The sequence below is a fragment of the Streptomyces gelaticus genome, from assembly GCF_014649535.1.
Taxonomy (GTDB): Bacteria; Actinomycetota; Actinomycetes; order Streptomycetales; family Streptomycetaceae; genus Streptomyces; species Streptomyces gelaticus.
This window is the reverse complement of record NZ_BMTF01000009.1, coordinates 134612-161078: the sequence shown is the minus strand read 5'-3', so window position 1 is coordinate 161078 and position 26467 is coordinate 134612. Positions and strand designations below refer to the sequence as shown.

General features: G+C 70.2%; 27 protein-coding genes and 2 pseudogenes. 15 read left to right on the top strand and 14 right to left on the bottom strand.

All coding sequences use genetic code 11. The features are described 5' to 3' along the window. Positions 1 to 119: 119 nt before the first annotated feature. A complete protein-coding gene (locus tag IE107_RS16200) occupies positions 120 to 1628 on the bottom strand; it encodes a carotenoid oxygenase family protein (protein ID WP_189544458.1) in 1509 nt (502 codons plus the stop codon). A 288-nt stretch (positions 1629 to 1916) separates the two neighbouring features. Between IE107_RS16200 and IE107_RS16195 the strand changes: the two genes are divergently transcribed. Further along, entirely contained in the window at positions 1917 to 2423 is a 507-nt protein-coding gene (locus IE107_RS16195; RefSeq protein ID WP_189544457.1) for a DUF6624 domain-containing protein, read from the top strand. A gap of 53 nt (positions 2424 to 2476) precedes the next feature. Here the strand turns inward: IE107_RS16195 and IE107_RS16190 are convergent, their stop codons facing one another. Continuing rightward, on the bottom strand, positions 2477 to 3280 hold the full coding sequence (locus tag IE107_RS16190; protein WP_189544456.1) for a sulfite exporter TauE/SafE family protein: 804 nt from the start codon (positions 3278 to 3280) through the stop codon (positions 2477 to 2479). Positions 3281 to 3366: 86 nt separating this feature from the next. Here IE107_RS16190 and IE107_RS16185 point away from each other — a divergent pair, with 86 nt between their 5' ends. After that, positions 3367 to 4149: an AraC family transcriptional regulator gene (locus tag IE107_RS16185; protein WP_189544522.1), complete on the top strand. Its 783-nt coding sequence runs from the start codon at positions 3367 to 3369 to the stop codon at positions 4147 to 4149. 137 nt (positions 4150 to 4286) lie between these two features. On the opposite strand, the gene IE107_RS16180 is transcribed toward IE107_RS16185, so the two are convergent. Next, the gene (locus IE107_RS16180) at positions 4287 to 4685 is read right to left on the bottom strand and encodes a tautomerase family protein (protein ID WP_189544455.1); all 399 of its coding nucleotides are present in this window, start codon (positions 4683 to 4685) and stop codon (positions 4287 to 4289) included. 156 nt (positions 4686 to 4841) lie between these two features. Here IE107_RS16180 and IE107_RS16175 point away from each other — a divergent pair, with 156 nt between their 5' ends. From IE107_RS16175 to IE107_RS16165, 3 genes are all read left to right on the top strand, one after another. Next, positions 4842 to 5270, top strand: a complete 429-nt coding sequence (locus IE107_RS16175; protein WP_373302455.1) for a MarR family winged helix-turn-helix transcriptional regulator — start codon at positions 4842 to 4844, stop codon at positions 5268 to 5270. A gap of 198 nt (positions 5271 to 5468) precedes the next feature. Continuing rightward, positions 5469 to 5876 (top strand): YciI family protein, encoded by a 408-nt coding sequence (locus IE107_RS16170; protein WP_189544454.1) that lies wholly within the window; start codon positions 5469 to 5471, stop codon positions 5874 to 5876. A gap of 8 nt (positions 5877 to 5884) precedes the next feature. Further along, on the top strand, positions 5885 to 7030 hold the full coding sequence (locus IE107_RS16165; RefSeq protein ID WP_189544520.1) for an RNA polymerase sigma factor: 1146 nt from the start codon (positions 5885 to 5887) through the stop codon (positions 7028 to 7030). 70 nt (positions 7031 to 7100) lie between these two features. Here IE107_RS16165 and IE107_RS16160 read toward each other — a convergent pair whose 3' ends face one another. Next, positions 7101 to 7652, bottom strand: coding sequence for a DoxX family protein (locus IE107_RS16160; protein ID WP_189544453.1), 552 nt, complete (start codon positions 7650 to 7652; stop codon positions 7101 to 7103). Between the two features lie 832 nt (positions 7653 to 8484). After that, complete coding sequence (locus IE107_RS16155) at positions 8485 to 9696, bottom strand: MFS transporter (protein ID WP_189544452.1); 1212 nt, start codon at positions 9694 to 9696, stop codon at positions 8485 to 8487. Between the two features lie 38 nt (positions 9697 to 9734). Here IE107_RS16155 and IE107_RS16150 point away from each other — a divergent pair, with 38 nt between their 5' ends. Continuing rightward, positions 9735 to 10355 (top strand): CGNR zinc finger domain-containing protein, encoded by a 621-nt coding sequence (locus IE107_RS16150; RefSeq protein ID WP_189544451.1) that lies wholly within the window; start codon positions 9735 to 9737, stop codon positions 10353 to 10355. A 231-nt stretch (positions 10356 to 10586) separates the two neighbouring features. Beyond that, positions 10587 to 11765: a serine hydrolase domain-containing protein gene (locus IE107_RS16145; protein WP_189544450.1), complete on the top strand. Its 1179-nt coding sequence runs from the start codon at positions 10587 to 10589 to the stop codon at positions 11763 to 11765. Between the two features lie 142 nt (positions 11766 to 11907). Here the strand turns inward: IE107_RS16145 and IE107_RS16140 are convergent, their stop codons facing one another. Both IE107_RS16140 and IE107_RS16135 read right to left on the bottom strand, forming a co-directional pair. Further along, entirely contained in the window at positions 11908 to 12870 is a 963-nt protein-coding gene (locus IE107_RS16140; RefSeq protein WP_189544449.1) for a nitronate monooxygenase, read from the bottom strand. A gap of 141 nt (positions 12871 to 13011) precedes the next feature. Further along, positions 13012 to 13653 carry a DUF5701 family protein gene (locus IE107_RS16135; RefSeq protein WP_189544448.1) on the bottom strand — a complete coding sequence of 214 codons (642 nt, stop codon included), beginning with the start codon at positions 13651 to 13653 and terminating at the stop codon, positions 13012 to 13014. A 128-nt stretch (positions 13654 to 13781) separates the two neighbouring features. On the opposite strand from IE107_RS16135, the gene IE107_RS16130 reads away from it, so the two are divergent. Beyond that, entirely contained in the window at positions 13782 to 14825 is a 1044-nt protein-coding gene (locus IE107_RS16130) for a phosphotransferase family protein (RefSeq protein WP_189544447.1), read from the top strand. Positions 14826 to 14927: 102 nt separating this feature from the next. Here IE107_RS16130 and IE107_RS16125 read toward each other — a convergent pair whose 3' ends face one another. Continuing rightward, positions 14928 to 15494, bottom strand: a complete 567-nt coding sequence (locus tag IE107_RS16125; RefSeq protein WP_189544446.1) for an O-methyltransferase — start codon at positions 15492 to 15494, stop codon at positions 14928 to 14930. Positions 15495 to 15650: 156 nt separating this feature from the next. Beyond that, the gene (locus IE107_RS16120) at positions 15651 to 16121 is read right to left on the bottom strand and encodes a helix-turn-helix domain-containing protein (protein ID WP_229866980.1); all 471 of its coding nucleotides are present in this window, start codon (positions 16119 to 16121) and stop codon (positions 15651 to 15653) included. A gap of 261 nt (positions 16122 to 16382) precedes the next feature. Between IE107_RS16120 and IE107_RS16115 the strand changes: the two are divergent. Next, positions 16383 to 16940, top strand: a pseudogene (locus tag IE107_RS16115) (aldo/keto reductase); the annotation flags it as partial. Positions 16941 to 17255: 315 nt separating this feature from the next. After that, positions 17256 to 17918, top strand: a complete 663-nt coding sequence (locus IE107_RS16110; protein ID WP_189544444.1) for a hypothetical protein — start codon at positions 17256 to 17258, stop codon at positions 17916 to 17918. Positions 17919 to 17959: 41 nt separating this feature from the next. On the opposite strand, the gene IE107_RS16105 is transcribed toward IE107_RS16110, so the two are convergent. Then, on the bottom strand, positions 17960 to 18676 hold the full coding sequence (locus IE107_RS16105; RefSeq protein ID WP_189544443.1) for a hypothetical protein: 717 nt from the start codon (positions 18674 to 18676) through the stop codon (positions 17960 to 17962). Positions 18677 to 18699: 23 nt separating this feature from the next. Between IE107_RS16105 and IE107_RS16100 the strand changes: the two genes are divergently transcribed. Further along, complete coding sequence (locus IE107_RS16100) at positions 18700 to 19110, top strand: SUKH-4 family immunity protein (protein ID WP_189544518.1); 411 nt, start codon at positions 18700 to 18702, stop codon at positions 19108 to 19110. 76 nt (positions 19111 to 19186) lie between these two features. Here the strand turns inward: IE107_RS16100 and IE107_RS16095 are convergent, their stop codons facing one another. Continuing rightward, the gene (locus IE107_RS16095) at positions 19187 to 19786 is read right to left on the bottom strand and encodes a TetR/AcrR family transcriptional regulator (RefSeq protein WP_189544442.1); all 600 of its coding nucleotides are present in this window, start codon (positions 19784 to 19786) and stop codon (positions 19187 to 19189) included. A 240-nt stretch (positions 19787 to 20026) separates the two neighbouring features. On the opposite strand from IE107_RS16095, the gene IE107_RS16090 reads away from it, so the two are divergent. The 4 genes and pseudogenes from IE107_RS16090 to IE107_RS16075 all read left to right on the top strand — a co-directional run bounded on the left by IE107_RS16090 (position 20027) and on the right by IE107_RS16075 (position 24874). After that, positions 20027 to 20584 carry a (2Fe-2S)-binding protein gene (locus IE107_RS16090; protein WP_189544517.1) on the top strand — a complete coding sequence of 186 codons (558 nt, stop codon included), beginning with the start codon at positions 20027 to 20029 and terminating at the stop codon, positions 20582 to 20584. Then, positions 20581 to 21573, top strand: a complete 993-nt coding sequence (locus IE107_RS16085) for an FAD binding domain-containing protein (protein WP_189544441.1) — start codon at positions 20581 to 20583, stop codon at positions 21571 to 21573. Before IE107_RS16090 ends, IE107_RS16085 begins: the two co-directional genes overlap by 4 nt. Continuing rightward, a complete protein-coding gene (locus tag IE107_RS16080; RefSeq protein ID WP_189544440.1) occupies positions 21570 to 23732 on the top strand; it encodes a xanthine dehydrogenase family protein molybdopterin-binding subunit in 2163 nt (720 codons plus the stop codon). Before IE107_RS16085 ends, IE107_RS16080 begins: the two co-directional genes overlap by 4 nt. Then, positions 23725 to 24874 (top strand): annotated as a pseudogene (locus IE107_RS16075) (XdhC family protein). Before IE107_RS16080 ends, IE107_RS16075 begins: the two are co-directional and overlap by 8 nt. A gap of 67 nt (positions 24875 to 24941) precedes the next feature. Here IE107_RS16075 and IE107_RS16070 read toward each other — a convergent pair. The 3 genes from IE107_RS16070 to IE107_RS16060 form a co-directional block, all read right to left on the bottom strand. Continuing rightward, positions 24942 to 25127: a hypothetical protein gene (locus tag IE107_RS16070; RefSeq protein WP_189544439.1), complete on the bottom strand. Its 186-nt coding sequence runs from the start codon at positions 25125 to 25127 to the stop codon at positions 24942 to 24944. Between the two features lie 142 nt (positions 25128 to 25269). Beyond that, positions 25270 to 25644 carry a VOC family protein gene (locus IE107_RS16065; protein WP_189544438.1) on the bottom strand — a complete coding sequence of 125 codons (375 nt, stop codon included), beginning with the start codon at positions 25642 to 25644 and terminating at the stop codon, positions 25270 to 25272. A gap of 313 nt (positions 25645 to 25957) precedes the next feature. Beyond that, positions 25958 to 26416, bottom strand: a complete 459-nt coding sequence (locus IE107_RS16060) for a hypothetical protein (RefSeq protein WP_189544437.1) — start codon at positions 26414 to 26416, stop codon at positions 25958 to 25960. Positions 26417 to 26467: the final 51 nt, after the last annotated feature.

The following is a 26467-nucleotide window of genomic DNA, read 5'->3' as shown; positions in this document are numbered from 1 at the left end:
CGCCCACCGATGGACTCGGGGGCCGCGGCTGAAGGACCGGCTTCGGCGAGCGCGCTGCGCGTCGCACCGGCTTGACCCTCGGCGATGCGCGGCGCCGAAGTGCCCGCGGAGTGCTTCGCTCACGCGTCCGGCACCCAGCTGCCGTGGAAGCCGAGCGGCACCCTTCCCGGCAGATGGATGCGGGCCAGAGGGCGGCCGGTGAAGTCCTGCGCGGAGAGGACCACCAGGTCGCTCGCGCCGCGGTCGGGGTTGTGCACGTAGGACAGGAGGTAGCCGTCGTCCTCGTCGCGTGCCCCACAGCGCGGCACGAACACGGGCTCGCCGGCTGCCGCGCCGTCCGGGAAGCGGTGCACCTGCCGGCTGCCTCGCAGCATGTCGTGCTTCACCAGGCAGTTGGTGAACTTGTCGTCCGGCGGTATCCCGTCGACCGTCTCGTAGGCACGCCACATCTCCGCCGCGCTCGCCGCGTACGCGAAGCGGTGCCGCCGCGACACCAGGGACTCGTTGACGCGGGGGAATTCCTGCGGCAGGTCGTCGAGCCGGGTGCTGCGGACACGGTTCGCACGCAGGTCGATGGTCCAGCGGTCGAGCACGGGTGTGCCCGTCGTGGAAGGCCCGCCGTTGCCCCGGCCCGCGGCGTAGAACGGCGCGGGCATGGTGGTGAGTTCCATGACGATGGTGTCGCCCTGGTCGTAGGCGTTGAGCGTGTGCGAGTAGAACACCGGATCGATCTCGAACCAGCGGACGGCGCCGCCGGTCCGCGGCATCACCCCCACCCGCATCGCGTGTTTCGGGTTCCAGACGTACGGCACGGGTGCGCCCGCCTCGGCGGCGGCCATGTCGAAGGTGACCGGCACGTCGACGATCACCACGTGCTTCCCTGTGAGGGCGAAGTCGTGCATCATCGGCGCGTCCGCCACCGGGATCCTGGTGGTCCGTGCCACCCGGCCGGTGCGGTCGATCACGAGGTGCCGCACGTGGTCCCAGGTCGGGTAGTACGTCACCGCGTGCAGTTCGTCCGCCGCCGCGTCGTACTTGGTGTGCGCGGTGAAAGCGTCCTCCAGTGTGGAACGGAAGTCGTGGGGCCGCACGGTGTTCAGCTCGCCGTCCAGTTCGTACGGCAGTGGTCCGCTCTCCTGGAGGGCCAGGATGCGCCCCTTGTACGGGATGACGTGCGTGTTGCAGGCGAAGTCGTCCGGCGGCGCCTCGCCCGGGTACGGCTCTCCCAGCTTCCGCGCCACCTCCGAGGAGCGGACCCACCGGTTGCGGTACCACTCGGCGTACCCGCCGCGCAGCCGCACCCCGTGCACCATGCCGTCGCCGAGCATCCAGTGGTGGGCCCGCAGGTCCTCGATGCCCAGTGCGTTGGGGCCGGTGCGCAGGTAGCGGCCGTCCCGGTCGCGTGGAATCCGGCCGGTCACTTCGAGGCCGAACGCGGTGAGTTCCTCGGTGACCGGGGCGAAGGCACCTTCCAGGAACGGGGATGCCTCCCCGCCTCCAGCGCCTGTGCCGATGGTGGCGGCCTGTGCCGCGGTGGCGTCGTGGCCCGGACCGTAGCCTCCGGCGACACCGCCGGCCGCTGCGAGTGCTGCTCCTCGGAGGATCGTTCGGCGTGTGTGACCGGTCATCGCTCTTCCCCGTCCGCGATCAGTGCCCGGCGGGTCCTCGCCGGTGCCTGGGAAGAGTCTGCTGCGCTGTCGACGGCGAGTCAGGTGGCCTGAGCCCCACGTCGGGGTGGTGCTGGCGCCACCCCCGCATCGGCCGTCATCGGCCCTGACGGGCGGGGCCTCACCTCCGCGGCTCAGCCGATCGCGAAGGCTCCTTTCGCCGTCTTCCGTGCTGACCTTTGCGCCCGATGTGCACGTTAGGGTTTCCGACAACCAGAACAAGGCACTTACGCGAACCGGGAGTTGAGAATGGCGCACGCTATTGCCGCGCTGGCGGTGGAACTTGCTGACATGGCTGCGGCCGATCACCAGTCCTCAATCCTTGCGAACAGCGACGACCCGGCCGAGCAATTGGCGTGGCGCCGGCTGACCGCACGACACGGTGACCGGCTCGGCGAGATCATGGACGAGTACGGATGGCCGACGGCGGATCTGGTCGGTGAGGAGGCCGCGCGTGCGGCATGGTTGATCGCCCAGCACGCCGACCGGCAGCTCGCCGTCCAGCGCCGTGCTCTCCAGCTGATGCAGCAGGCGGTGTCGGCGGGCGCGGCCGGCCCGCGCGAGCTGGCCTTTCTGCGCGACCGCACGCTGGTCAACGAGGGCCGCAAGCAGGTCTACGGCACTCAGATCGCCGGTGTGAAGGACGGGGCGCCGGTTCCGTGGCCCTGCGAGGAGCCCGAGCGTATGGACGAGTTGCGTGCGGAGGTCGGTATCGAGCCCTTCGACGAGTACGTCGCCAAGTTCGCGATGACCTGACGACCCGTTCGTAGTCGCGTCGACGGTCGCGAACCCGGATCCGAGACGCCCGGTCAGACCAGGTCCAGCATCGCGACCGTCACCATGAGAAGCAGTCCGACGTAGGCCCAGGCATGGATGCGGTCGGGAATCCTCGGCGGACGTCGCCGCAGCACCGCGATCACCGGCAGGGCCCCCAGGAGCAGCGCCGATGCGGCGCGGACGTCGATGAGCCCCACCAGTCGTACCTGTGCGTGCGTGGCGGCGGGGACCGCTGCCACGCACAGGGACACTGCGGTGGCCGGCAACGCGATGGCGAGGGTGAGGGGGTTGGCCAGTGCGGTCGCCACACTCATCGGGTGCCCGGCGCGTCGCATCGCGGGGACGGTCATGACGCTGCCGCCCACGCCCAGGAAGGCGGCGACCGCACCGATCGGTGCACCGAGGGCGGACGGCAGCGGACGCGGGGCACCGGGTGCCGTCGCGGCGTGGTTGCTCGGGCGCAGGAAGCCGGGGCGCAGAACCAGGTCGATGATGGTGAGCACGACGTACGCGACAAATGCCCAGCGGGTCGGAGCAGCCGGAGCGAGCCGTGTGGCCAGTGCGCCGGCCGAGGCACCGGCCGCCAGCAGCAGGAGCAGCATGCCGCTGCCGCGGAGCGAGAGGAGTACCCGACGCGGCGTGACCGCCGTGGCGAACCCCGCGTTCACCACCATCACGAGGGCCGAGGTTGCCGTGGCCACCCGCATCGCGTCCGCGCCGAGTGCCGCGTCCGCCCACACCACGACCGGTACCGCGACGAACCCTCCACCGAAACCGAACAGCACGGTCGTCACCCCGGTGAGGAGCCCGACCCCGATCAACATCACGAAGTCCATGGGTCCCACCTCATCAGCCACGGTGAGCTGCTCGCATGCGATGGTCGGCACAGTTCTTTCGTGTGTCAGCCACTAGTGTGGACAGGGTGAAGAACGTCCCGCTGGCCGATGTCGACCACGTCGACCGGGCCGTCCTGCCGATCGGCACCGACTATCCGCCCGGCCACGTACTGGACTGGCACGAACACCGGCGTGCCCAGTTCCTCTACGGTGCCACCGGAGTCATGGTCGTCGACACGGCCGAGGGGACCTGGACCGTTCCGCCGGAGCGCGCCGTACTGATCCCGCCCACTACGCGGCACCGGGTTCGCATGCTGGGTGTGAGCACCCGGAGCTTGTACGTCGAGCCGCATGCCGTGCCCTGGTGGCCCGCCGGCTGCACGGTCGTGGACGTACCGCCGCTGCTGCGCGAGCTGCTTGTGGCCGCTGTCGAGTTCGAGGCCGACTACAGCCTGTCCGGGCGTGAGGGGAGCATCGCCGCACTCCTCCTGCACGAGATCGCCGAGCGTGCCCCGCTCCCGTTCCACGTGGGGATTCCGGCCTCCGCCGACCTCGCGAGGCTCTGCCGTGAGTACCTGGCGGCCCCGGACGCCGACGCGACCAATGCCGTGTGGGCCGCCAGGACTGCCATGAGCGAACGGGCCTTCACCCGTCGTTTCCGCGCCGAGACCGGGGACAGCCCAGCCGTCTGGCGGGGCCGGGCCCGCCTGCTCGCGGCCGTCCCGCTGCTGCGCACGGAGTCGGTCAGCGAGGTCGGTGGCAGGATCGGCTACGCCTCTCCCGCGGCGTTCACCGCCGCCTTCACCCGCGCCTTCGGTATGCCCCCGTCCCGCTTCTCCGCGAGCCGCCGGGACAGCGGCCGACGCTGACTGCTGCGCGGAGCGGGAACTGCGATGCCGCGCCCATCACGGGTGCCCGGTCTGCTGCACCGGCCGCCCTCCGGCCTCCCGCGTGCCTTGCCACCCCGGCAGCACGCCACCTCGTCTCGCGGACCGGGCGGATGGCGTCAGCCTCCTGGGAGCGGATCGACTTCGCCGACCACACCGGAACGTCCTGCGGGAACGCCGACGATCTGGACCACCACATGCTCCCGGACGGATTCGCCGAAGACCTCGGCCACGGCATCCGTGATGGATGTGATCAGTCGCGCGGGGGCGTTGTCGACTCCCGGAAGATTCAACGCGACCTCGCGTACGTTCAGTGAGACCACCGGCGCGTTGACAGCGGCGGGTGCACCGCCGACGCCCCAGCGGTGACGCGGGATGCCGAACAGCTCGACGACCGCCATGGAGCGCGCCCGCTCTCCGTACACCCTCACCAGCGCATCGGTCAGGGCAAGGATCAGTCTCGGCTCGGCCTTCCCGTCGAGTTCTTCTTCGTGGATCCGTACCTGGAAGTGCGGCATTGCTTCTCCGTTCAGTCGGCTCGCTTCAGTCGGCTCGCTACCATGAAGACAGTTTTGCTTTGCATGTTAATTCACTTTGCAACCAAAGGTATTTTTGAGGGGTCATCGGTGTCAAACGAAGAGGTGGACGACGCGATCAGGGCACTGCTGCTGCTCATGCCGCGCATGGTCGGGCGTGCGAAGCGGATCCCGGTTCCGGAGGAACTCCAGTCACTCGCACTGGCGCCACGGCACCTGTCACTGTTGTCCTGTCTGCTCTTCGACGGTCCGATGACCGTCAATGAACTGGCCGCGCGCCTGGAGGTGGCGCCGACCACAGTCAGCCTCATGGTCGGCGAACTGAGCCGGAAGGGCGTCCTCGAACGGCGCGAGGACGAGGCCGACCGACGCCGCCGGATCATCAGCATCACCGTCGAACGGCGTCCCGCCATCGATGGTTGGCTGGCGCGGGGAGCGCGTGCCTGGCGGCAGGCGCTGGAACCGCTCTCCACCGAGCAGCAGGCGATGTTCGTACATACTTTGCGGACGTACGAAACCGCCATGGCCGAAGCGGAGACGGAGGCGGAGGCAGGCGTGGACGGCTGAGCGGCCGATGCGGCGCAGCGACGAATGCGCCGGGGTCTCTCCGGCGGTCCGGTGGACCCGGACACCGCGAACGGTTCGCCCGGGCTCATCCACAGGTGCAAAAAAAGTTGGACGACGATGTCGAGAACCCATGACCGGCTCCGTCCCTGCCAGGAACGCGACCACAATGGGTCGCACCAGCACCGAGGAGACAGAACGATGGCCAAGTACTTGCTGCTCAAGCACTACCGGGGCGCCCCGGCCCCGGTGAACGACGTGTGCATGGACCAGTGGACGCCGGAGGAGATCGCGGCACACATGCAGTACATGCACGACTTCGCGGCCCGGCTCGAAGGGACCGGCGAGTTCGTCGACGGTCAGGCTCTCGCCCCCGAGGGGACGTGGGTCCGGTACGACGGCGAGGGGCGTCCGCCGGTCACCGACGGCCCGTTCGCCGAGACCAAGGACCTCATCGCCGGCTGGATGGTGATCGACGTCGACAGCCACGAGCGCGCCGTCGAACTGGCCGGGGAGCTGTCGGCCGCCCCCGGGGCGGGCGGGAAGCCGATCCACGAGTGGCTTGAGGTACGCCCGTTCCTGGCCTGCCCGCCCACCATCACGGAGTGACCTCATCGATGAAAGAGGCCCTGCTCCGGAGCCTCACGCCGAGCGTGCTCGGGATCCTCGTCCGCCGCGGAGCCGATTTCGCGGCGGCCGAGGACGCCGTGCAGGACGCGCTGGTCGAGGCAGTCCGCGTCTGGCCGGCCGAACCGCCGCGGGACCCGAAGGGATGGCTGATCACCGTGGCGTGGCGCAGGTTCCTGGACGCGACCCGGGCGGACGCCGCCCGCCGCCGGCGCGAGGACCGCGTCGAAGAGGAACCGGCTCCTGGGCCCACGCCCGCGGTGGACGACACACTTCAGCTCTACTTCCTGTGCGCCCATCCATCGCTGACGCCGTCTTCCGCGGTCGCGCTCACACTGCGCGCCGTCGGCGGGCTCACCACCCGCCAGATCGCCCAGGCGTATCTGGTGCCCGAGGCAACGATGGCGCAGCGCATCAGCCGGGCCAAACGCACCGTCTCGGGCGTGCGGTTCGAGCAGGCCGGCGATGTCACCACCGTGCTGCGCGTCCTCTACTTGGTCTTCAACGAGGGCTACTCCGGCGACATCGACCTGGCCGCCGAGGCCATCCGGCTCACCCGACAAGTCGCGGCCGCGATCGAGCACCCCGAGGCGGCGGGGCTGCTCGCCCTCATGCTGCTTCACCACGCCCGTCGCGCCGCCCGGACCGCGCCCGACGGCAGCCTGGTGCCACTCGCGGAACAGGACCGGGCGCGGTGGGACACCGGAGCGATCGCCGAGGGTGTCGAGATCCTCCAGAGGGCCCTCGCACGCGACCGGCTCGGCGAGTTCCAGGCCCAGGCCGCCATCGCGGCGCTCCACGCCGATGCCCCCACCGCCGAGGAGACCGACTGGGTGCAGATCGTCGAGTGGTACGACGAACTGGCGCACCTGACCGACAGCCCGGTCGTCCGGCTCAACCGCGCGGTGGCCGTCGGCGAGGCCGACGGACCTCGTGCCGGCTTGGCGGCGCTCGCTGCGCTGGACGACTCGCTGCCCCGCTACGCCGCGGTGGCCGCGTACCTCCACGAGCGGGACGGCGACCCGACGACGGCAGCACGGCTGTATGTCGAGGCGGCGCGTAAGGCGCCCAACCTCGCCGAGCGCGACCACCTGACGCGCCAGGCCGCCCGGCTCAACGCCCGGAGGTGTCTCTGACGGGTCACGCTCGTCGTCCGCAGTGGTGGACGGCGTGACCCGTGGCGCCTTCGTCCTCGTTGCCGCGGCCTCAGAGGCTCAGCACGACGACTGCCCCGATGCCACCCGCGAAAGCCGCGAATGCGGCTTCCGGCCAGCCGCCCCTCCCCCAGCGGAACGGTCTGTCGAGGGCGAACCGGCCGGGACCGATGGCGGCGACGGCCAGCGCCACGACCGCGATGCACACGTTGTATTCGACACCGCCGTTCGTTTCCCACAAGCCGTGTGCTGCGGTGACGGTCGCCATGGCGTTGATCATGACGCCGATCAGGGCTGCCGCTGCCAGTGGGGTGAACAGCCCCAGGGCCAGGCCCAGGCCGCCCAGGAACTCGGAACCGCCGCAGAGCGCGGCATAGACCGCCCCGGGGTGGTAGCCCAGAGCGGCGAAACCCCTGCCTGTCGCGTCGAGACCTTCGCCACCGAGTATTCCGAAGAGCTTCTGGGATCCGTGCCCGGCCATGAGGAGGCCGAAGGTGATCCTGACAAGGAGCAGACCACAGTCACCGGCGGATATCGCAGGCTTCGCCGGGACGTGGGCCGTCGGCCGGGGCGGGGCGCGCAACTTCTCATCGATGAACTTCATTGGAGGCTCCCTCTCAACCGGGCTGCCGCCCCGCCCGTTCCGCCGGGCCGCCGCCCGTTTTCATTGAGATACGCGATATTGATCTTCTTTCCATCGTTACGCCTCCCCCGGCCGGGATCGACCCCGCAACGGTGGAGTGCGCGCGGTATCAGCAGGTGCGAGGAGGCGTGGCTGCCTCCGGTGCGGGGCGGTCCGGGCCCGCGCGCGGATTCGTGGTGCAGGAAATGACCGCGGCGGGTCCGTCACCGTCCCTTCGGCGCTCACGGAGACAGTCCGCGAGATCGGAGCCCTCCTTCACTTCGACCTCGCCGAGGGCCGCGAACACCTCCAGCGGTGCTGCCTCCAGGCCGGCGCCGGCCGCCGCGTAGGTGGAAGACGGCCGAGGTCGCCGGCGTACGCGTCGAGCGGCACGGTCACGGGCTCCGGGGACACCCCCGCCCCGCTGCATTGCCGGACGTCCTGGCGGTCGCCGCGCTCGGGCCGGGCGGCGTCCCTGATCAGAAGCTCGCGCCCCGAGGTGCGTTTCACACGGGCCGGCGGCGTCTTCGATCACGCCCCGCTCAAGGGCACCGATTCATCCGGGAGTTGGAGCAAGGATGCCGTCGGCGAGATGAACCGGCACCACAAGCCGTCCGGGGCGGTGGAGGAGACGGCGCGTTCACCGTCACCGGGACCCGGTGACATCGGGCCGGGAGAAACCGAGGGCGGTTCTCGATGACCCGGCGCTCGCGATGTCCCAGGCGTTGGGGAGCGCAAGGGGTGCGGGCGGGGTGTGCAGAAAGCGGAAGAGGCGCGCGTCGTCTTCTTGCTCCAAACGGACGGAGTGCCCTGACTATCTCGACGCCACGCGCTCCTCGGGGGCGTTGACGGTCGTGGACCGTATCGCGAAAGAGGACAGCGCCGCGAGGCCCGCCACACTCGCGGCGAGGGCCAGACCGCCAGGAAGGGACCAGATCGCAAGCGGCCCGCCGACCGACGCTCCCAGCGCGAATCCGGTGATCTTCAGGCTGGCGCCGGTGGTGAAGATCTGGCCGCGCAGGTGTTCCGGGGCCTCGCGGTGACGCACCGCGAACAGAGCGGCCAGTTGAGGTCCTTCAGCGATCCCGGCCAGCAGCGCGGCCCCGATCAGCACGGTCGGCCGGCCCGACGCCGCCAGGGCCAGCGCGGCAGCCTGGACAACGGCACTGGCCCAGATGATCGTGTCGGGCCCGACCGAGCGCGGATACCTCGCAAGTACGGCGTTGGCCGCCAGAGCGGAAACCGCCGCGCAGGAGAGCAGCATCGCACCGCGACCGGCTCCGCCCAGGACGCGCTCGCCGAGGAGCGCGACGCAGGCCATCAGCATGCCCTGAGCCGCGCAGGAGACGGTCGAGGTGAGAGTCGCCCTGGCCAGCGGCGGTCTTCTGACGATGACCCGTACTCCGGCGGCAAGATCACTGAACACCGAAGTCGGCCGAGGAGCCCGCCCCCGACCGCCCCTGGTGTCCCGGACGGGCAGCGTCCATGCGGCGGGCAGCGCCAAGCAGATGAGCACCGCGGAGACCACCACGGCGGTCGGCGCGCCCAGCCCCTCCGCCACGCCGCCGGCGAGAGCGGGCCCGGCCAGGCTCGCCGCACTGAATGTCATGGCATCGAGGGCGTTCGCCCGGGGCAGGCCGTCACCCGGCACGACCCGAGGCAGTTGGGCCGTCCATCCGCCCGACAGGGCCGGTCCCAGCATCCCCGTGCACACTGCGATCAGGACGGTGACGGCGAACGGCAGGCGGCCGAGCCCCACAAGGATCAGCCCCAGGCCGGTCGCGTACAGGGCGAGAGCTCCGGCCAGCAGGTGACCCGGCCGTCCTGCCCTGTCGAGGAGCGCCCCCAGCACCGGCCCTCCCACCGCGGCGGAGATCGTGATACCGGCAAGCAGCGACGACGCGTCGGTGGCCGATCCGGCCACTGTGAAGGCCGCCAGCATCAGCGCCGGTCCTGACATCTCGTCCCCGGCGCGGGCTGCCACGGCTCCCGTGAGATAGAGGTGCAGTGGGTAACGCGTTTTCATGAGAAAGACGTTATGGAAGTAACTCAAAGGTCTGCAATATGCGTTACATTGCCTGTGTGTCCCCCACCATCGACGACTGGTCCACTCGGCACTCCGTGCTGACCATGGCTCGGCGGACCGCCGCCCTGATCAACGTTCTCGACGAGGACCGTCCCGGCCCGGCCGAGGTGGCCGATGTGCTTCGCACATTCGGCGAGCCGGACCCAATCGACCTCACCGTTCACGATGTAGCCGGGATGCGTGCGGCTGCCGCCCTGCTGCGGGAGGTCTTCGCCGCCGAGAGCACCGACAGTGCCGCCGCCGGTCTCAACCGCCTCCTGCAGGAACACACCGGACCGCTCCGCCTGACTTCGCACGCCGGCAGTACCCCCTGGCACCCCCATCTCGACGACGATGACAACGCTCCCTGGGACGAGTGGCTCCTCGCCTCGTCCTGCATCGCCCTGACCGTCCTCATCTGGGACCACCAGCGTCCGCCCGGCAGGATCTGCTCATCGCCCAGCTGCCGGACCGTCTTCATCACCCAGGGCAGCGGCCCGGAACGCCGCTACTGCTCCCGCCGCTGCGCCACCCGCGAACGGGTCGCGGCCCACCGCCGCTCGCGCTCCGCCGAGCAGTCGAGCGAAACCGCGCAGAGCACCCCCGGCCCCAGCCAGTAGAGCACCCGGATCCGGATCAGCCGTCTCCCGCAGGCGATCCCGCAGCCGTCGCCCGCAGGCGATCCTGTCCGCCGAGGTGCCGCGGGCAGATGGCCGAAGTCCGGGGGTTAGCCCTACCTGGAATCGGCCGGGTAGCGGGATCGTGCCGGGCCGTCGCATCCGGGAATGCTGGGTCCGGCACACACCACTGGTATCTCAACTGGTGTCTCGACGTTCCATAGGAGTTGGCTCGTGCGTGGGCAGGCAAGGCAGAGGGTTCGTTCTTCCGGGCAGCGACGGGGCGGCCGGCGCAGAGCCGTGTCCGCCGCGGCCGCCGTGGTCGTGGGTGCCATGGCTGTGGGTGTTCTGGCATCGCCCGCGGCGTACGCCGCCCCGAACCCGAGGCCGGACGCCGTCCAGCAGGGCCTGAATGCACTGCTGCACTCCGACGGCCTGCCCGCCGCGCTGGCGAGCGTCACGGACCGTGCGGGACATACCCGCACCTACACCGCGGGAGTCGGTGATCTGGCCACCGGCTCGAAGGTGCCCAGGGACGGGCAGGTACGGATCGGCAGCAACACCAAAACATTCACCGCGGTGGTCGTGCTGCAACTGGTCGGCGAAGGAAGGATCCGCCTCGACGCACCCGTCGACACCTACCTGCCGGGGCTCGTACGCGGAGACGGCATCGACGGACGCCACATCACGGTCCGTCAGCTGCTCCAGCACACCAGCGGGCTCCCCAACTACAGCAACTACCTCGGTGAGGACGTCCGTTACTTCGCCCCCCGCGAGCTTCTCGGCATCGCTCTCCAGCACAAGGCCGACTTCGCCCCCGGGACGGACTGGAAGTACAGCAACACGAACTACGTGCTCGCCGGGCTGATCGTCGAGAAGGTCACCGGCCACCCCCTCGCCAGGGAGATGGACCGGCGCATCATCAAGCGCATCGGGCTGCACCACACCTACTTCCCCTCCCCCGGAGACGCGACCATCCGAGAGGCCCATCCCAAGGGCTACTACCGGGATTCGGCCGACGCGCCGCTGGTCGACGTCACGGAGATCGACCCCTCCTGGGGGTGGGCCGCAGGTCAGTTGGTCTCCACCGACTCCGACCTCAACCGGTTCTTCACCGCACTCCTGTCCGGCGACCTCCTCAAGGACGCCCAGCTCACCCAGATGCGCACCGGCACCGAACCCGCCGACGCCACCTTCGGTCCCGGCGCCCGCTACGGACTGGGGCTCGTGAGCAAGCCGCTGCCCTGCGGCGGCCTCTATTGGGGCCACGGCGGCAGCTTCCCGGGGTACGAGACCCGGGGCGGCGCCACCGACGACGGCCGCGCCGCCAACATCGCGGTGACCATGCAGCTGACCGACGAGGCGGCCAGGGAGCGCGTCGACAGTGTCGTGAACACGGCTCTGTGCCGCTGAGCCCCACCTGACCGTGGTCCGCCCTCACCCGCCGGACGCGCCTGCCGAATCCAGGTGAGACCTGCAATGCGCGCACCGGCGGGCGTGCCGGGGGCACGCCCGCCGACAGCCGGTGGCAGAAGTGGCGCGGAGCAATCGGGTGTCACTCCCTTCCTGCTCGGGTCAGGGCGTCCTCGGCCTGCGCGGCCAGGGCGGCAACGAGCCCGGCTGCCGACGGCAGGTCGTCGACGAGGTCGATGCCTTCACCGGCCCACACCGGCAGCGGCGGCACCTCGCCTCGCGCCACATCGTCCTGATAGGCACGCCGGGCCTCCAGGTCTGCGGCGAGTTCCGCCTCCCTGCCCCGCCAGCGGTCGAGGTAGGAGTGGCCGAGGGTGCGAGCGGTGTAATTCGTCGCCGCCCATCCGGATCCCCTGGCGATGTCGAGAACACCGCTGCGCTCGGTGTCCTGCCCGCGACCGCGGACGATCGCCTCCGCGGTCGCGGGATCGACCAGGGACTCGGCCGTGGCCTGGAAGCGGGTGCCGAGGAGTGCGCCGGCGGCCCCCAATGCCAAAGCGGCGGCCACACCGCGGCCGTCGGCGATCCCACCGGCCGCCAGGACCGGCACCGGCGCCGCCAGGTCCACCGCCACCGGCACGAACGGCAAGGTGGCCCTGCCGCGCCTGGCCCCGTGTCCGCCGCTCTCCGTCCCCTGCGCAACGATGACATCGGCCCCCAGATCCACCGCTTTCCGGGTCTCCTCCAGATCGGTGACCTGAACGATCAGCGCAACCCCGGCGGCCCGGATCCGCTCGACGAACGGGCTCGGATCCCCGAAGGAGAGCATCACGGCCCTGGGGCCGTACTCCAGCGCCTGCTCGACCGCGTCGATCTCGACCGCCCAGCTCAGGAAGCCGACGCCCCACGGTCTGCCGCTCGCGGCCACGACGGGCAACTCGCGGGCCAGCCACCCCCGCTCCCCGTACCCGCCACCCAGCAGTCCCAGCCCGCCGCCGTGGGAGACGGCCGCGGCCAACGCGCCGCCGGCCGACCCTCCCATGGGCGCCAAGGCGATCGGGTGCCGCACACCGAACAACTTCGTGAACGCGGTCGACAATGCCATGACCCCCATCATCGCCCGTGCCGGCCCACCGAAACATGAGCCAGGAAACCGGCCCGTGTCAGGGGCCTGCTGCGTCCCGTGCCTCTCCTCGCCTGTCCCGGTCCGGTGGCACCTGTTGCGTCGATTCGGGCACCGGTCGGATCAGTCCACGGTTCGACCGCTCGCCGAAGCGAAGCCGAGCCATGTGTGCCGGTTCCCCTCCCAACACCAGCCCACCTTGGGCGCGTTACGGTTGTCCCGGCCGTCGCGCCCGGTCCCGTTACTGATCCACAGCGCCGGGGTTCGCGCGTCGAGCGCACCGTTGGCCTTCCGCAGGCGGGAGCCGATGGTCATGAAGCAGCGGCCCCGTTCGAGTGCTGCCGGCTGCTGGAGCACCCAGTGCATGCCCTCGGCCAGGAGCAGCGGAGTACGGCCTGCATCGACGATGGCGGGCAGCGCCTCGTGAGGGCTCCAGTTCGCCATGTGATCGCCCCGGTCGACGCCTTCCACGACGTAGAACGGCTCGTCGGGCACCTTCATGGACTCGACAGGAGAGAACTGGTCGATATCAGGCATGTCGACCACGACGAACCCGGACTTCCCCTGATGCCGGAGCAGTGGCGCGAGGGCGGACGCGGGGACTTTGCCCGGGTGGATGACGAGAAGGCCGGCACGGGCCCCGGCCTGTGCGGCCGCCGAGCGCAGCTCGGCGGGCCGGAAGCCACCGAGCTCATGCACTCCGAGCTCGATCAGTCGCTCTGCCTGGTCGGCGATCGAGGGCAGAGTATGCAATTCGGCTGACATGCGACTCCATGAAACGTCGGAACAGGTCAAGTTGACGTGCCCGCCTATAACGCGGCGCCGGCCGAAATCGTTCCGCGCCGCCTCAGCCGATGCCCGTCAGCTGTTCGCCCGCGTGGAAAGATGAGCTCATGTGGTCGCGACTGCCGTTCGGGGACGGGTTACGGGCCGAGCTGGGCTCCCCCAGGCGCTCCAGACGCCTGAGCAGTAGCCCGCGCTCCCGCGTGTGGCGCGTGGATCTGGCCGGGAGACCGGCCGTGGTGAAGCAGATCGTCGACGGTCCCGACGCCGAGGAGCGGTACGCCCGCGAGCTGGCCGCGTTGCGGCTCGCCGCCAGGGGCGAGGAGCCTGTGGTGCCCGCCCTGTTGGGTGTCGATCCCGGCGAGCGGGTGCTGGTTCTGGAGCATCTGGACCACCGCCGCCCGCCCGGCGACTGGATCGTCGCCTACGCGGCGGCACTGGCCCGGCTGCACGCCGCTGGCCGCCCGGAGGACGCCGGAGCGCTTCCGCGCTGGCGGGGCCCGGACGAGGCCGACATCGACTCCTTCCTCAGTCTGGCCGGGGCTCTCGAAGTACCCGTCGCACCCGGCGTGCCCGGCGAGCTCGACGGCCTGGTGCACCGGCTCGGCCAGGCACCGGGGCACGCTCTGCTCCACGGCGACCCCTGTCCCGGCAATGACCTGCACACCGCCGACGGGACCAGGTTCATCGACTTCGAGCAGGCCTCATTGGGCAGCGGGCTGGTGGAGCTCGCCTACCTGCGCATCGGCTTCCCGACGTGCTGGTGTGTCACCGCCGCATCCGCTGCGCTGCTGGACCGGGCGGAGAGCGCCTATCGCACGGCATGGCGCACCGCGACCGGCACCGTACTCCGCGACGACGACCTCACCGTCGACCTCACCGACGCGTGCGCCGGCTGGCTGCTACAAGGCGACGCGCTGGTCGAGAGGGCCCGCCGCAAAACCGCCGACCATCTCGCCCGGATCCCGGAGCGGGACTGGAAGTGGGGCACCGCGACCGCCCGGCAACGCCTCATCCACCGGCTCGGTGTCGTCAGCCGGATGACCATTGGCCGCGCCGATCTGAGCGGCCTGCACAGGCTCAGTACAGACATGCGCCGCCGCATGCTCACCCGTTGGCCCAAGCTCCCGCCCGTCCCGTCGCAGCGCCCATAGGCGGCCGATGCTGCTCCACGAAGAGCCGTGCATGGCTGCACTCGAACGCCGGGTGCCGGCAGGAACGCCCCGTACGTCCCTCGAAGACCCTTCGAGGACTGCCTAGAGGCGGCGTGCCGCCATCACCATGGAACTGGCCGGTGTCGTGAGTACTTCGGCGGCATCCAGGTCCGGGTGAGTGAGGTAGAAGTGGCGGAGTTCGTCCACCGCTCCCTCAAAACGAGGAGGCCAGTGGAGCGAGGGGGTGAAGTCGTCCAGGATGAGAAGGCCTCCGGGAGCGAGCTGGTCGACAACCCCCTGGGGGTCGTCACGCTTTCCCCCGCCGTCGCAGAAGAAGACGTCGAAGGGGGCATGTTGCTCGAGCAGCCGCCAGTCCCCGGTGAGTACGCTGACGCGCTCGTCGTCCGCGAACACTCCGGCCGCTCGACGGGCCAGTTCCTCATCACGTTCCACGGTGACCAGGCGTGCGCCGACGCCAAGGCCGCTGTGCAACCAGGCGGTGCCCACTCCCGAGCCGGTGCCGCTCTCCGCAATGGTTCCCTGCGGTTTCGCAGCAGAGGCCAGCGCGAGCAGCCTTCCCACCTCAGGGATACAGCTCTTCTTGAATCCCATCACGGAGGCGAGACGCTCCGCCGCCGCCACACGCTCCGGAACAGCGCGTTCTGCCATGGATGCACCCCTTCTTCGTCGTGGTCATGACGCTATCCGCGAGCAGAACCCTGCGCACCGGGTTCCGCCCGAACGCTGGCTTCGGATCTCTTCGGAACGGTCGATGTGACGGTTGGCCGCGTGGTCCGAGTTGCGCAGGTGGGCGAACCGCTGCGGTCAACGGGACAGTCCCAGCTCCCCCGTACGCACCCCGGCCTGGAAGCGGGAGTCGGCCTCCAGCCGGATCATCAGTTCGGCCACCCGCCGCCGGTACGTGCGCGGTGAGACGCCCAGCCGCTTGGCCGCCGTTTCGTCGGTGAGCCCTGAAGCGAGGGCCTTGAGGATCCTGCGGCCCTCGGTATCGACGTGGGGGACATCGCTGTGCAGATAGGTGTCGAGATCGGCCGACTTGTCCCAGATCGCTCTGAACAACGAACGGACCCCGTCGATCAGGATCTGCGACGTCGTCACGGTGCACTCACGGCCGGTGGGGGTGTCCCGGCCAGCGAGGATCATTGCCCGCCGGTCGATGAGGATGGTCTCGTGCGGCAGCGGCGAGCTGCTGATCCGCACGAGAGCCCCCTCGCGCTGTACCAGCCGCAGGTGCGCGCGGGCCTCCTCCTCGGCGAGCGCTACCGGGCTGAGCAACTTGCGAACGGGGAAGCCCGGGGATTCCGTGGCGCGCATCCGGTTCCGGACCGCTGTCCTGGCCTCCGGCTGCGCCCAGGTCCTCAGGTCCCTGGCGGCGCACAGGAACTCGCTGTGGACGGACTCGAAGAGATGACCGGCACGCGCGACCAGCTCTGCGTCCCCCTGGACCGAAAAACGGGTTCATTCCGCACCCCGCCAGTCTGGCAGCAAGCTGCCACGAGCTCGCCGGACATCGTGGCGGTGGGCACCATGAACCTCATGACGATCAAGACCTTCTCCCTCGGTGGAGACCTGACCATCAACCGGCTCGGCTCCGGGGCGATGCGTCTCTCGATGAGCACCTTCGACGGTCCCTCGCGAGCCCCGGAGAGCGGCATCGCGGTGCTCCGGCGTGCCGTGGAGCTGGGCGTGAACCACATCGACACGGCCGCTTTCTACGGCAGCGGAGAGACGTGGGCCAACGAGCTGATCCGTACGGCGCTGACTCCCTACCGTGACGACCTGGTCATCGCGACGAAGGTCGGGCCGGTTCTCGGGGCCGAGGGTGTGCCGAGCGAGCAGGCGACGCCTGATCAGCTGCGCGGCCTGGTCGAGGCGGATCTGCGCTCCCTCGGTCTGAACCGGCTCGACCTGGTCTATCTGCGGGTGGGCGGGATGGCCGGTCCGGGGGGCCAGTCGATCACCGAACGGTTCGCAGCATTGGCCGAGTTGCAGGCGGAGGGGCTGATCCGGCACCTGGGCGTCAGCAACGTCGACACCGTCCAGTTCGCCGAGGCCCGGGCGATCGCGCCCGTCGCTGCGGCACAGAACCAGTACACCGGCCCATCCCCGGGCCATGCAGGCCCAAGCCTTTCCGACCTGGCTGACCCGTGGTGAAGCCGCCACCCGGAATCGCGCGGCGAGTCGCGTCGAGCGCTGGCAGGCCATGCTCTCCGGTATGTCCGACGGCCGCCTGACCATCGGCTCACGAACGCCGGTGGCGGGCCTGCCCGCCTGGGTGACCCCGGAAGTAAAAGCCCCGGCAGCCGTACCGCCGGTGCCTCCATGCCAGATGGACGGGTAGAAGCCTTGCGACCAAGGCAAGGAAGTCCGCCTGCAGAGCACCACCTACATACTGAGTATGCTCACCGAATGAAGATCACGTCGTTGGGCCTCGTGACAGGGGCCGGATTCGGTGCGCTCACATCGCTCACCAACGCCCTCTCCTCCCCGTATTCGGCGCTCGGCGCCCCATGGGAAGGCACGGTCTGGGCAAGCATCGCCAAGGTGCTCAGCCTCCTCGTGGGCCTGGGCTGGGCGTGGGCGGCGCTCGCTGTGGTGGTGGGATGGCTGGCCAGGACGTGGGCTCGGGGCGCCATGGTCGCGGCGCTCGCGCTGATCGCGGCCACAGCGGCGTACTACGCCATGGACGCGTTGGTCCGGGACGAACCGCTCACCTTGTACTGGCCGGAGATGCTCATGTGGTGGGCGGCGAGCGTGCTGTTCGGATCCGTACTGGGTGTGGTGGGTGCCGCCATCGAGCGCCCCGGCGTGACCGGCCTGCTCGCCGGTCTGACGGTGCCCGTGGGCGGCGCCGTGCAGCTGATTGCACTGCCACCCCGGCCGGGTGTCGCTTTCGCACGGGAAACCGCCCTGGCCGAGGCTCTCATCTGGACGGCCCTGGCAGCGGGCGCCAGTTGGGCCGTCTACCGCTTCTGGGTCTCGAAGCCGGCCCAGCACATTCCGTCAACCAGCCGACGCCGCTCCCCGTCCCGCCAAGGTGTGTTCCAGAAGTGGATCAAGGTCGTACGGTGATCACGTACTGATCACCTGACCCGCCGGGCCGGCCCGGCGGGTCACCCTTGCCGCCGGACGAAACCTGCCACCAGCACGGTCAGAACCACGCCGAACGCAACAACGATCGGCCAGACACTCCCGGTGAGCCAGTACGCACCGATGCTGCAGACTACGACGAGAATGACCCGGACCCAGGCCACAGCGGTGGACCGCTCGGCACTCCGACTGGATGGCCGTCCGACCGCAATGGCGGCGAGGCGCTCCTGCAGCGCGACGCTCGGCCATCCGTCGCCGACACCTGACAGTAGCCAGACCGGATCCGTGTGCTGCCACCGCTGAAAATCCGAGATCGGACTGTCCACCGGCCCGCCGGCCGCTGGGGCGTGACCGGTGTCGAGGCGCTCCAAGTCCGCCAGGATCTCCTCGAACACCAGGCGGACGCCACCTTCACCGCCATCGGCCAACGCCTCGGTCCGCAACAGCACATAGGGGCCGAACCGGGCGGCGATGAGCGCGACGAACTCATCGTAGAGGGGTGACAACTGCGGGCCGAGCCGACTGATCAGTCCCTGCCGCCGGGCATGCAGTCGCGACAGCGCCGCCCGCTGGTCGACCACCAGGTACGGGTAGGTGGCCTCGCCCCACTGGCTCAGCAACTCCGCGTGCTCTTCGGTACCGGCGTCCTCGGTGTCGGCGATCCTCGCCTCCGCGAGGTCTTTGGGGCCGAACATCGCCCACCACAGCAGCGGCGGCCAGTTCTTGGCCTCCAGTTCCATCGCCCCGTCGAAGAAATCGCCCCATTCACCCGCCGACCCGTCCGGCGTACGGGGCTGTCGGGCGCTGCACGGTCGAAGGAGAACGGTACGCCCTGGTCGCCCTCGACCCGAAGCTCAGCGCGCTCGGCGTACGCCGTGCCGACGGCTCGCTGTGGGGCCTGCCGGAGGACGGCGAACCCCACCTGGTGAACTCCAGCGCTGCGGCCTTCGTCGCGTTCAGCCGCGCCTACGAGGAGGCTGCCGCCGAGGCGGATGCGTACGAGGGACCCGACAGCGAATCCGGCGCGGCCGAGGACCCGGCCGAAGAGGCTGCCGACGCACTTACCGAGGCGCTGATGGAGCGGTTCGAGGCAATGGACGCGGCGGCCGTCGCCGATGAGAACACCTTCTGGTGCGTCGCCGCGGAGGAGTTGGGCTACGGCATGAACGTCTGACTGTGCCCGGTGGCAGACCTGCTCCGCCCGTGAAGGACATCACAGCTTTCCGCCACTCAGACCCGCTCCGGCCGGTTCAGTCCGGTTCAGGTCGGCCCGGCGAACGAATGGCTCCCGCCCGCAAGCCGTCCATCACGAGATCCAGGAGGCGCTTCGCGCGCGGCTGCCAGTCTCTGTGCGGGTCGATCTGCCAGAGCCCGGCGATGGCGAGTACGAAGTCGTCGGGGGTCAGCCCCGGACGGATGGTGCCGGCCTGCTCGTTCGCGTTCAGCAACAGCGTGACCGCCCGAGTCACGGGGCCGTGTCCCAACTGGGCCAGGCTGCCGTACCTTCCGGTGGACTTGCGCAGGGCGTCGGCCAGGCCCGCCTTGGCCATGGCGTACTGGGCGAGACGGTCCATCCACTCCCTCAACGCCTGATCGGGCGTGCGAGACCGGAGCAGTTGGACGGCAGTATCGGCGACCTGCTGCATCTCGTAGCGATAGACCTCCAGGACCAGGGCCTCGCGGTTCGGGAAATTCCGGTAGAACGTGCCCTGCCCGACGCCTGCCTTCTTCGCGATCGTGCTCAGCGGAGCGTCGGCCGCCCGCGTCAGCTCGGTCAGTGCGACTTCCAGGATGCGCTCACGATTCCGTTGCGCGTCCGGGCGCAATGGCGTACTCCTCTCGTCCTGCACCCGTCCTCCTCCCGGAAAGCAGGGCCGGGTCCGGCCTTGCTGAGCGGACAGCTGTCCGCTAGGTTCGGCAATAAGTGGACAGTTGTCCGCTTGGATTCACCATAGTGGCAGATCCGGCCGGTGTGGCCGACCTGCGTCCACCGTCAGTGGTTAAATCACCCTCATCGCCCTCTCCCTCCCGGAATGTCCGCCGGGATCGTCTCGTTCGACGCGCATCAGCAATGCGAAAGAAGGCTGATCATGACTCCATCGACGTCCAGTGCCATCACCCTGAACATCAATGGCGAAAAGTACACACTGCCCGTCGATCATCGCACCACCCTGCTCGACGCCCTGCGCGAGCGTCTCGACCTGACCGGTTCCAAGAAGGGCTGTGACCAGGGGCAATGCGGTGCCTGCACGGTGCTGCTCGATGGGCGGCGGGCCGTTTCCTGCCTCCAGCTCGCGGTCGCGGCCGAGGGTCGCGAAATCACCACCATCGAGGGCGTGGCCGATGGCGAACGGCTCCATCCGATGCAGCAGGCCTTTCTCGATCTCGACGGATTTCAGTGCGGATACTGCACACCCGGGCAGATCTGTTCGGCCATCGCGGTGATCGAGGAACACGCGGCGGGATGGCCGAGCGCGGCGACCGACGACGTCCGGCCCGAGGCGGGGGTGCCCGCGCTCGACGCCGAGGAGATCCGCGAACGCATGAGCGGCAATCTGTGCCGCTGCGGCGCCTATGTGTCGATCGTGCAGGCAATCGCGCAGGCTGCGGAAGCGGCGGGGACCCAGGCCAAGGAGGCGGCAGCGTGAGGGAGTTCGGCTACGAGCGTGCCTTCGACGTTTCCGGAGCGGTCGCCCTGCTCGGTTCCGACCCCGAGGCCCGCTTCCTCGGCGGCGGCACCAATCTCGTCGACCTGATGAAGGCAGGCGTGGAACGGCCCGCTCTGCTCGTCGACGTTCGCGATCTCCCCCTGGGAGGAGTCGAGTTCACCGATGGCGGCGGGCTGCGTTTCGGTGCGACCGTCACCAACAGCGATCTCGCGGCCCACCCCGAAGTGCGGCGCCGCTGTCCGGCGTTGGCGCAGTCCCTCCTGGCCGGTGCCTCCGGGCAGCTGCGCAACATGGCCACGGTCGGCGGGAATCTTCTCCAGCGGACTCGTTGCGGCTACTTCACCGACATCAACAAGCCGTGCAACAAGCGTTCCCCCGGCAGTGGTTGCCCTGCCGTCGAGGGCGAACACCACAACCACGCGATCCTCGGTGCCTCCGCTCACTGCATCGCCACCCATCCCTCGGACATGGCGGTCGCGCTCGCCGCCTTCGACGCCGTCATCTCGTACGAAACGGCCGATGGGCCGGGCGAGTTGCCGATCTCGGAGTTCTATCCGCCCGTGGGCGACACGCCACACATCGAGACCGCTCTTCCACCCGGCGCGCTGATCACGGCCGTCACGCTGCCGCCCTCGCCGGTCACTGCGCACTCGCGGTACCGGAAGGTGCGTGAGCGTGCCTCGTACGCGTTCGCGATCGGTTCGATCGCCGCCGCGCTCGATGTCCGGGACGGTGTCGTACGCGAAGTGCGTCTGGCGCTCGGGGCTGTCGCGTCGAGGCCCTGGCGGGCCCGCACGGCCGAGCGGGTCCTGATCGGCGGACCGGCGAGCGCGGAAGCCTTCGCCGCCGCGGCGGATGCCGAACTGGCCGCCGCCGAGCCCCTTGCCGAGAACGGCTACAAGGTGACGCTGATGCGCAACCTTGTTGTGGCCGTGCTCACCGAGCTCACCGAGGAGGGCTCCCGATGACCACGACGACCGGGGTCGCCGCCGCGACAGGAGCCGTCGGCTCCGCCCACACCCGTGTGGAGGGCCGCGACAAGGTCACCGGGGCGGCCCGCTACTCCGGAGAGGTTCCGTTCGCCGGACTCACCCACGGCTGGCTGGTGTTGTCAACCGTGGCCCGTGGCCGGATCCTCTCCGTGGAGGCCGGTCCCGTCCTGGCCATGCCAGGCGTTCTCACCGTGCTGCACCACGGGAACGCTCCGCACGTCGAGACCGACTATCTGGGCATGCTGGGGCGGCCGAACCCGATCGTGGGGCTCTTCCAGCACGACCGCGTCCCCTTCGCGGGCTGGCCCGTGGCGTTGGTGGTGGCCGAGACCTCCGAGCAGGCCCGGGAAGCCGCCGAGGCGTTGGTGGTCCAGTACGACGGGGAGCCGCACGATGTCGCGTTCCACTCCGGCCGTTCGGACGCTTACACCCCGCAGGACACCCCCATGGTCCGGGCCGAGACGGAGAAGGGGAACCTGGAGGCCCAACTCGGCTCCTCCGCCGTCGTCGTGGACGCGGAGTACACCACTCCGGAGGAGCACCACAACCCGCTGGAGCCGCATGCGGCGACGGCCCGCTGGGACGGCGGCCGGCTCGACGTCATCGACTCCAACCAGGGCAGCAGCTGGGTGGCGAGCGAACTGGCGCAGCTCTTCTCCCTCGCTCCGGCCTCCGTGCGGGTGCGGTCCGAGCACGTCGGGGGTGCCTTCGGGTCGAAGGGCCTGAGCCCGCACCAAGTGGCAGCCGTGATGGCCACGACCGTCCTCCGGCGCCCGGTCCGTGTCGTACTGACGCGTCGGCAGATGTTCTCGCTCATCGGCTACCGCAGCCCCACCGCTCAGCGGATCCGGCTCGGTGCCGACGCCGATGGGCGGCTGCGTGCCTTCGACCACCAGGCGCACAGTCTCACGTCGAGCGTGCACGAATTCGTCGAGTCGAGCGCCGTGCTGGGACGGGTGATGTACGACGCCGACGCGCATCACACTCTGCACCGGATCGTACGACTCGACGTGCCGACCCCGACGTGGATGCGTGCGCCGGGCGAGGCGCCGGGGTCTTTCGCCCTCGAATCGGCCCTCGACGAGCTGGCCGAGAAGTGCGGCATCGACCCGATCGCGCTGCGCGTACGCAACGAACCCGAGACGGGTCCGGTGTCCGGGCTGCCGTTCAGCAGCCGTAATCTGCTGGCCTGCTTCGAGGAGGGCGCCCGCAGGTTCGGCTGGGCGGACCGGGACCCCCGTCCCGGACTGCGCCGCGAGGGCCGCTGGCTGCTCGGCACCGGCACGGCGGCGGCCACCTACCCCTCGGGGGTGGGGCCCTCCACTGCGGCCGTGACCGCCGAGGCCGACGGAACCTTCACCGTACGGATCAACGCGGCGGACATCGGAACCGGTGCACGGACCGCGATGGTCCTGGTCGCCGCGGACGCGCTGGAGGTGGGTCCGGACCGCGTCCGGGTACGCATCGCGGACAGCGACCTCGGCCCTGCGATGATCGCCGGGGGCTCGACGGGGACACGTTCCTGGGCGTGGGCAGTGACGCTCGCGGCGAAGGAGCTGCGGGAGCGTCTGTCCCCGGGTGGCGGAATTCCGCCGGAGGGAATCACCGCCCGGTCGAACACGGCCGGGGCCATCGGCGCTCTCACGGAGCAGGAACGCCACTCCTTCGGCGCGCAGTTCGCCGAGGTCGCGGTGGATGTGGACACCGGTGAAGTGCGCGTCCGACGGCTGCTCGGCATCTACGCCGCGGGCACCATTGTCAACCCGCTCACCGCCCGCAGCCAGTTCATCGGAGGCATGACCTGGGGGCTGTCCATGGCGCTCCACGAGGAGGCGATCAGGGACCTGGCCTCGGGCGGCCACGTCGGTGCCGACCTCGCCGGGTACCACTTCGCCTCGAACGCCGATGTGCCGCTCATCGAGGCGGACTGGGTGGAGGACCCCGTCCCGGGCGATCCGGTCGGGATCAAGGGCATCGGCGAGATCGGCATCGTGGGTGTGGCCGCCGCGATCGCCAACGCGGTGTGGCACGCGACGGGTGTGCGCCACCGGGAACTGCCGATCCGTCCGGACCGGGTTCTGCGTGCGGCGGACGAGGCCCGGCGCCGGGCGACGGGAGGAGCCAGAAGTGCTTGACATCGCCGAGGATCTGAACCGGTGGTTCGAAGAGGGCCGGGACTTCGCCGTCGCCACCGTCGTGGCCGTCAGTGGCAGCGCGCCGCGCGGTCCCGGCGCCGCCCTGGCCGTCGACGGTGACGGCACCGTCATCGGTTCCGTCTCCGGCGGTTGCGTGGAAGGCGCGGTGTACGACCTGTGCGTCCGGGCACTCCAGGACGGGCGCACGGCACGCGAGCGGTTCGGATACGACGACGAGGACGCGTTCGCGGTGGGGCTCACCTGCGGCGGTGTCATCGAGGTCCTGGTCACACCGGTGCGTGCGGACGCGCCGGTGTTCCGGGCCGGGGTGTCGGCGGCGGACCGGGGGGTGCCGGCGGCCCTGGCCCGGGTGGCCCGAGGCCCGGTGGAACTGCTCGTCAGGGCACTGCTCGTCCGCCCCGGCGGATCGTACGAGGGCTGCCTCGACGGACATCCGGGGCTGGACCGGACCGCGGCGGAGGAGGCCCGCGCGATGCTGGACACCGGTCGCACCGGCACCGTCGAGATCTCCGAGGACGGGTCTCGCTGTCCGGGCGGGGTGACGCTGTTCGTGGAGTCGAGGGTGCCGGCGCCCCGGATGATCGTCTTCGGCGCCGTGGACTGCGCGACGGCGCTCGTACGGGCGGGCAAGTTCCTCGGCTTCCACGTGACCGTGTGCGATGCACGGCCGGTCTTCGTCACTCCTGTCCGTTTCCCCGAGGCGGACGAGCTCGTGGTCGACTGGCCGCACCGCTACCTCCGGCGCACCGCGACCGACGAACGCACCGTCCTGTGCGTGCTCACCCATGACGCCAAGTTCGACGTTCCGCTCCTGGAAGACGGCGCTGCGTCTGCCGGTCGCGTTCGTCGGCGCGATGGGCTCGCGCAGCACCCACGAGGACCGCAATCGCCGCCTTCGCGAAGTCGGCGTCAGCAGCCGCGAGTTGGCCCGCCTGCACTCCCCGATCGGCCTGGACCTCGGCGCCCGGACCCCCGAGGAGACCGCCCTGTCCATCGCGGCGGAGATCGTCGCGGCGCGCCGGGGCGGCACGGGTGTGCCACTGACCGGATCGGGTACTCCCATCCACCACGACGTGGACGGGAGCAAGGCGGGCGGGGGCCGCTCCTGTACGGCGGCGTGATCCGGCGAGGCCGGGCGTCCGGGAGGTGACCGGCTGGGCTGGGCGGATGCGAGGCCGGGAGTCCCTCTCAGTGGCCGCGTCCGCTCCGCCCGACGCCGAGTTCCACCGGACCGTCGAGGACCAGATCGATACCGACCGCGGCGAGCAGCGGCCTCAGGAGCCGACCGCGCAGTCCGAAGGTCGCATGGTGTGCAGCGCGCAGAACACGTTCCAGGACCAGGATGCAGGCGAGGTCGAGCAGAATCACGGCCACGTACGCGCCTGCGACGGTCCTCCGCCTGGCAGACGAGGGCGCCGACGATGCCGACGAAGGCCAGGAGGTGCCCAGCCTTGCCGTTCGTAGCGCCTGTCCAGGCTGCGGCAGCCATTGAGCCAGGACAGTGGGCCCGACGGACTCAGTGGAGGCAGAGGCAGAACGGGTGGCCGGCCGGATCCGCGTAGATCCGCCAGTTGGTCCCCGGGCGGAGCTGGTCCGTCCGCTCCAGCACGGTCGCGCCGAGGTCGAGCGCCCGCATCTCCTCTCCGTCGAGGTCGTCCACGTCGAAGTCCAGGTGCAGCTGCTGCGGGCGCTCCTGGCCGGGCCATACGGGCGGTTGGTAACCGTCCACCCCCTGGCAGGCCAGCGGCGTCCCCTCGAACCCGTGCACCTCGACCCAGTCGGGCTCCTCGGGGTCCGCGACCACCCGGCCGCCGAGCAGTTCGGCGTAGAACTCGGCGAGCCGTACCGGATCAGCGCAGTCCAGCGCGACCGCCTGCAGCCTTCGGATCACTTCCGACACCCCTCGCTCTTCGGCCGCTTCCGCTGCGCCCCGCGTACGGTCGTACCCGCCACCGCGGCAGACATGCGCGGCGCACGCCGTACCGCCGCCGGGCTTCGCACCGAAGGGGAGGCGGCAGCGGGATCCCCCATCCATTACCCGGCCATCGCCCGCTCGCTCGCTGGCTCGCTTCTCCACTCCGTCCGCCGAAGCCCAATACAACGAAGGTTCGGTCCGTGCCCCCACCCGCCGGCAGGTGGGAACACGGACCGATCACAGCACTGTCACGGCCCTGCGCTGCGCTCAGCGCCCGAGGGCTGCCGGATCAGAACACGAACGGTCCGGGCGACTGAGCGGAGGTCGCATTGCAGGTCGCGGTGATGCCGAAGACCACAACCTTGAGGGACTTGGCCTGCAGGCTGTCCCCCGAGGCGACAGTCCCCTTCAGGGGCCCCGTCGACACAGGGCTTCCGGCGGGGATGGCGGGGTTGGAGTTCCCGGTGAACGTCACCGACCCCGTGCCCTTGTTGGTGAGCGTGAGTGTTGATTTGACCGAGTTCGCCCCGACGCTGATCGGTGCCGTGATAGCGGACGTCGAGACGTTGATGACCGCGCTCGTGCCGCTCTGAGTGGCGGTGAGGGTCGCGCTGCCCGAGCCGTAGGCTCCGCAGTCGAAGGAAATGGTGGCGGTGGTGGGGGTGACCGCCTCGGCCGTGGGCGCGAGCGCGAGCGCGCCCACGGCGAGGGCGGAACAGATGGCGAGTCGCCGTATGCCGTACCTCATGATGGTTGCCCTTCAGGTGGGGGGACTGCCGACGCACTGAATGCGCCGTGC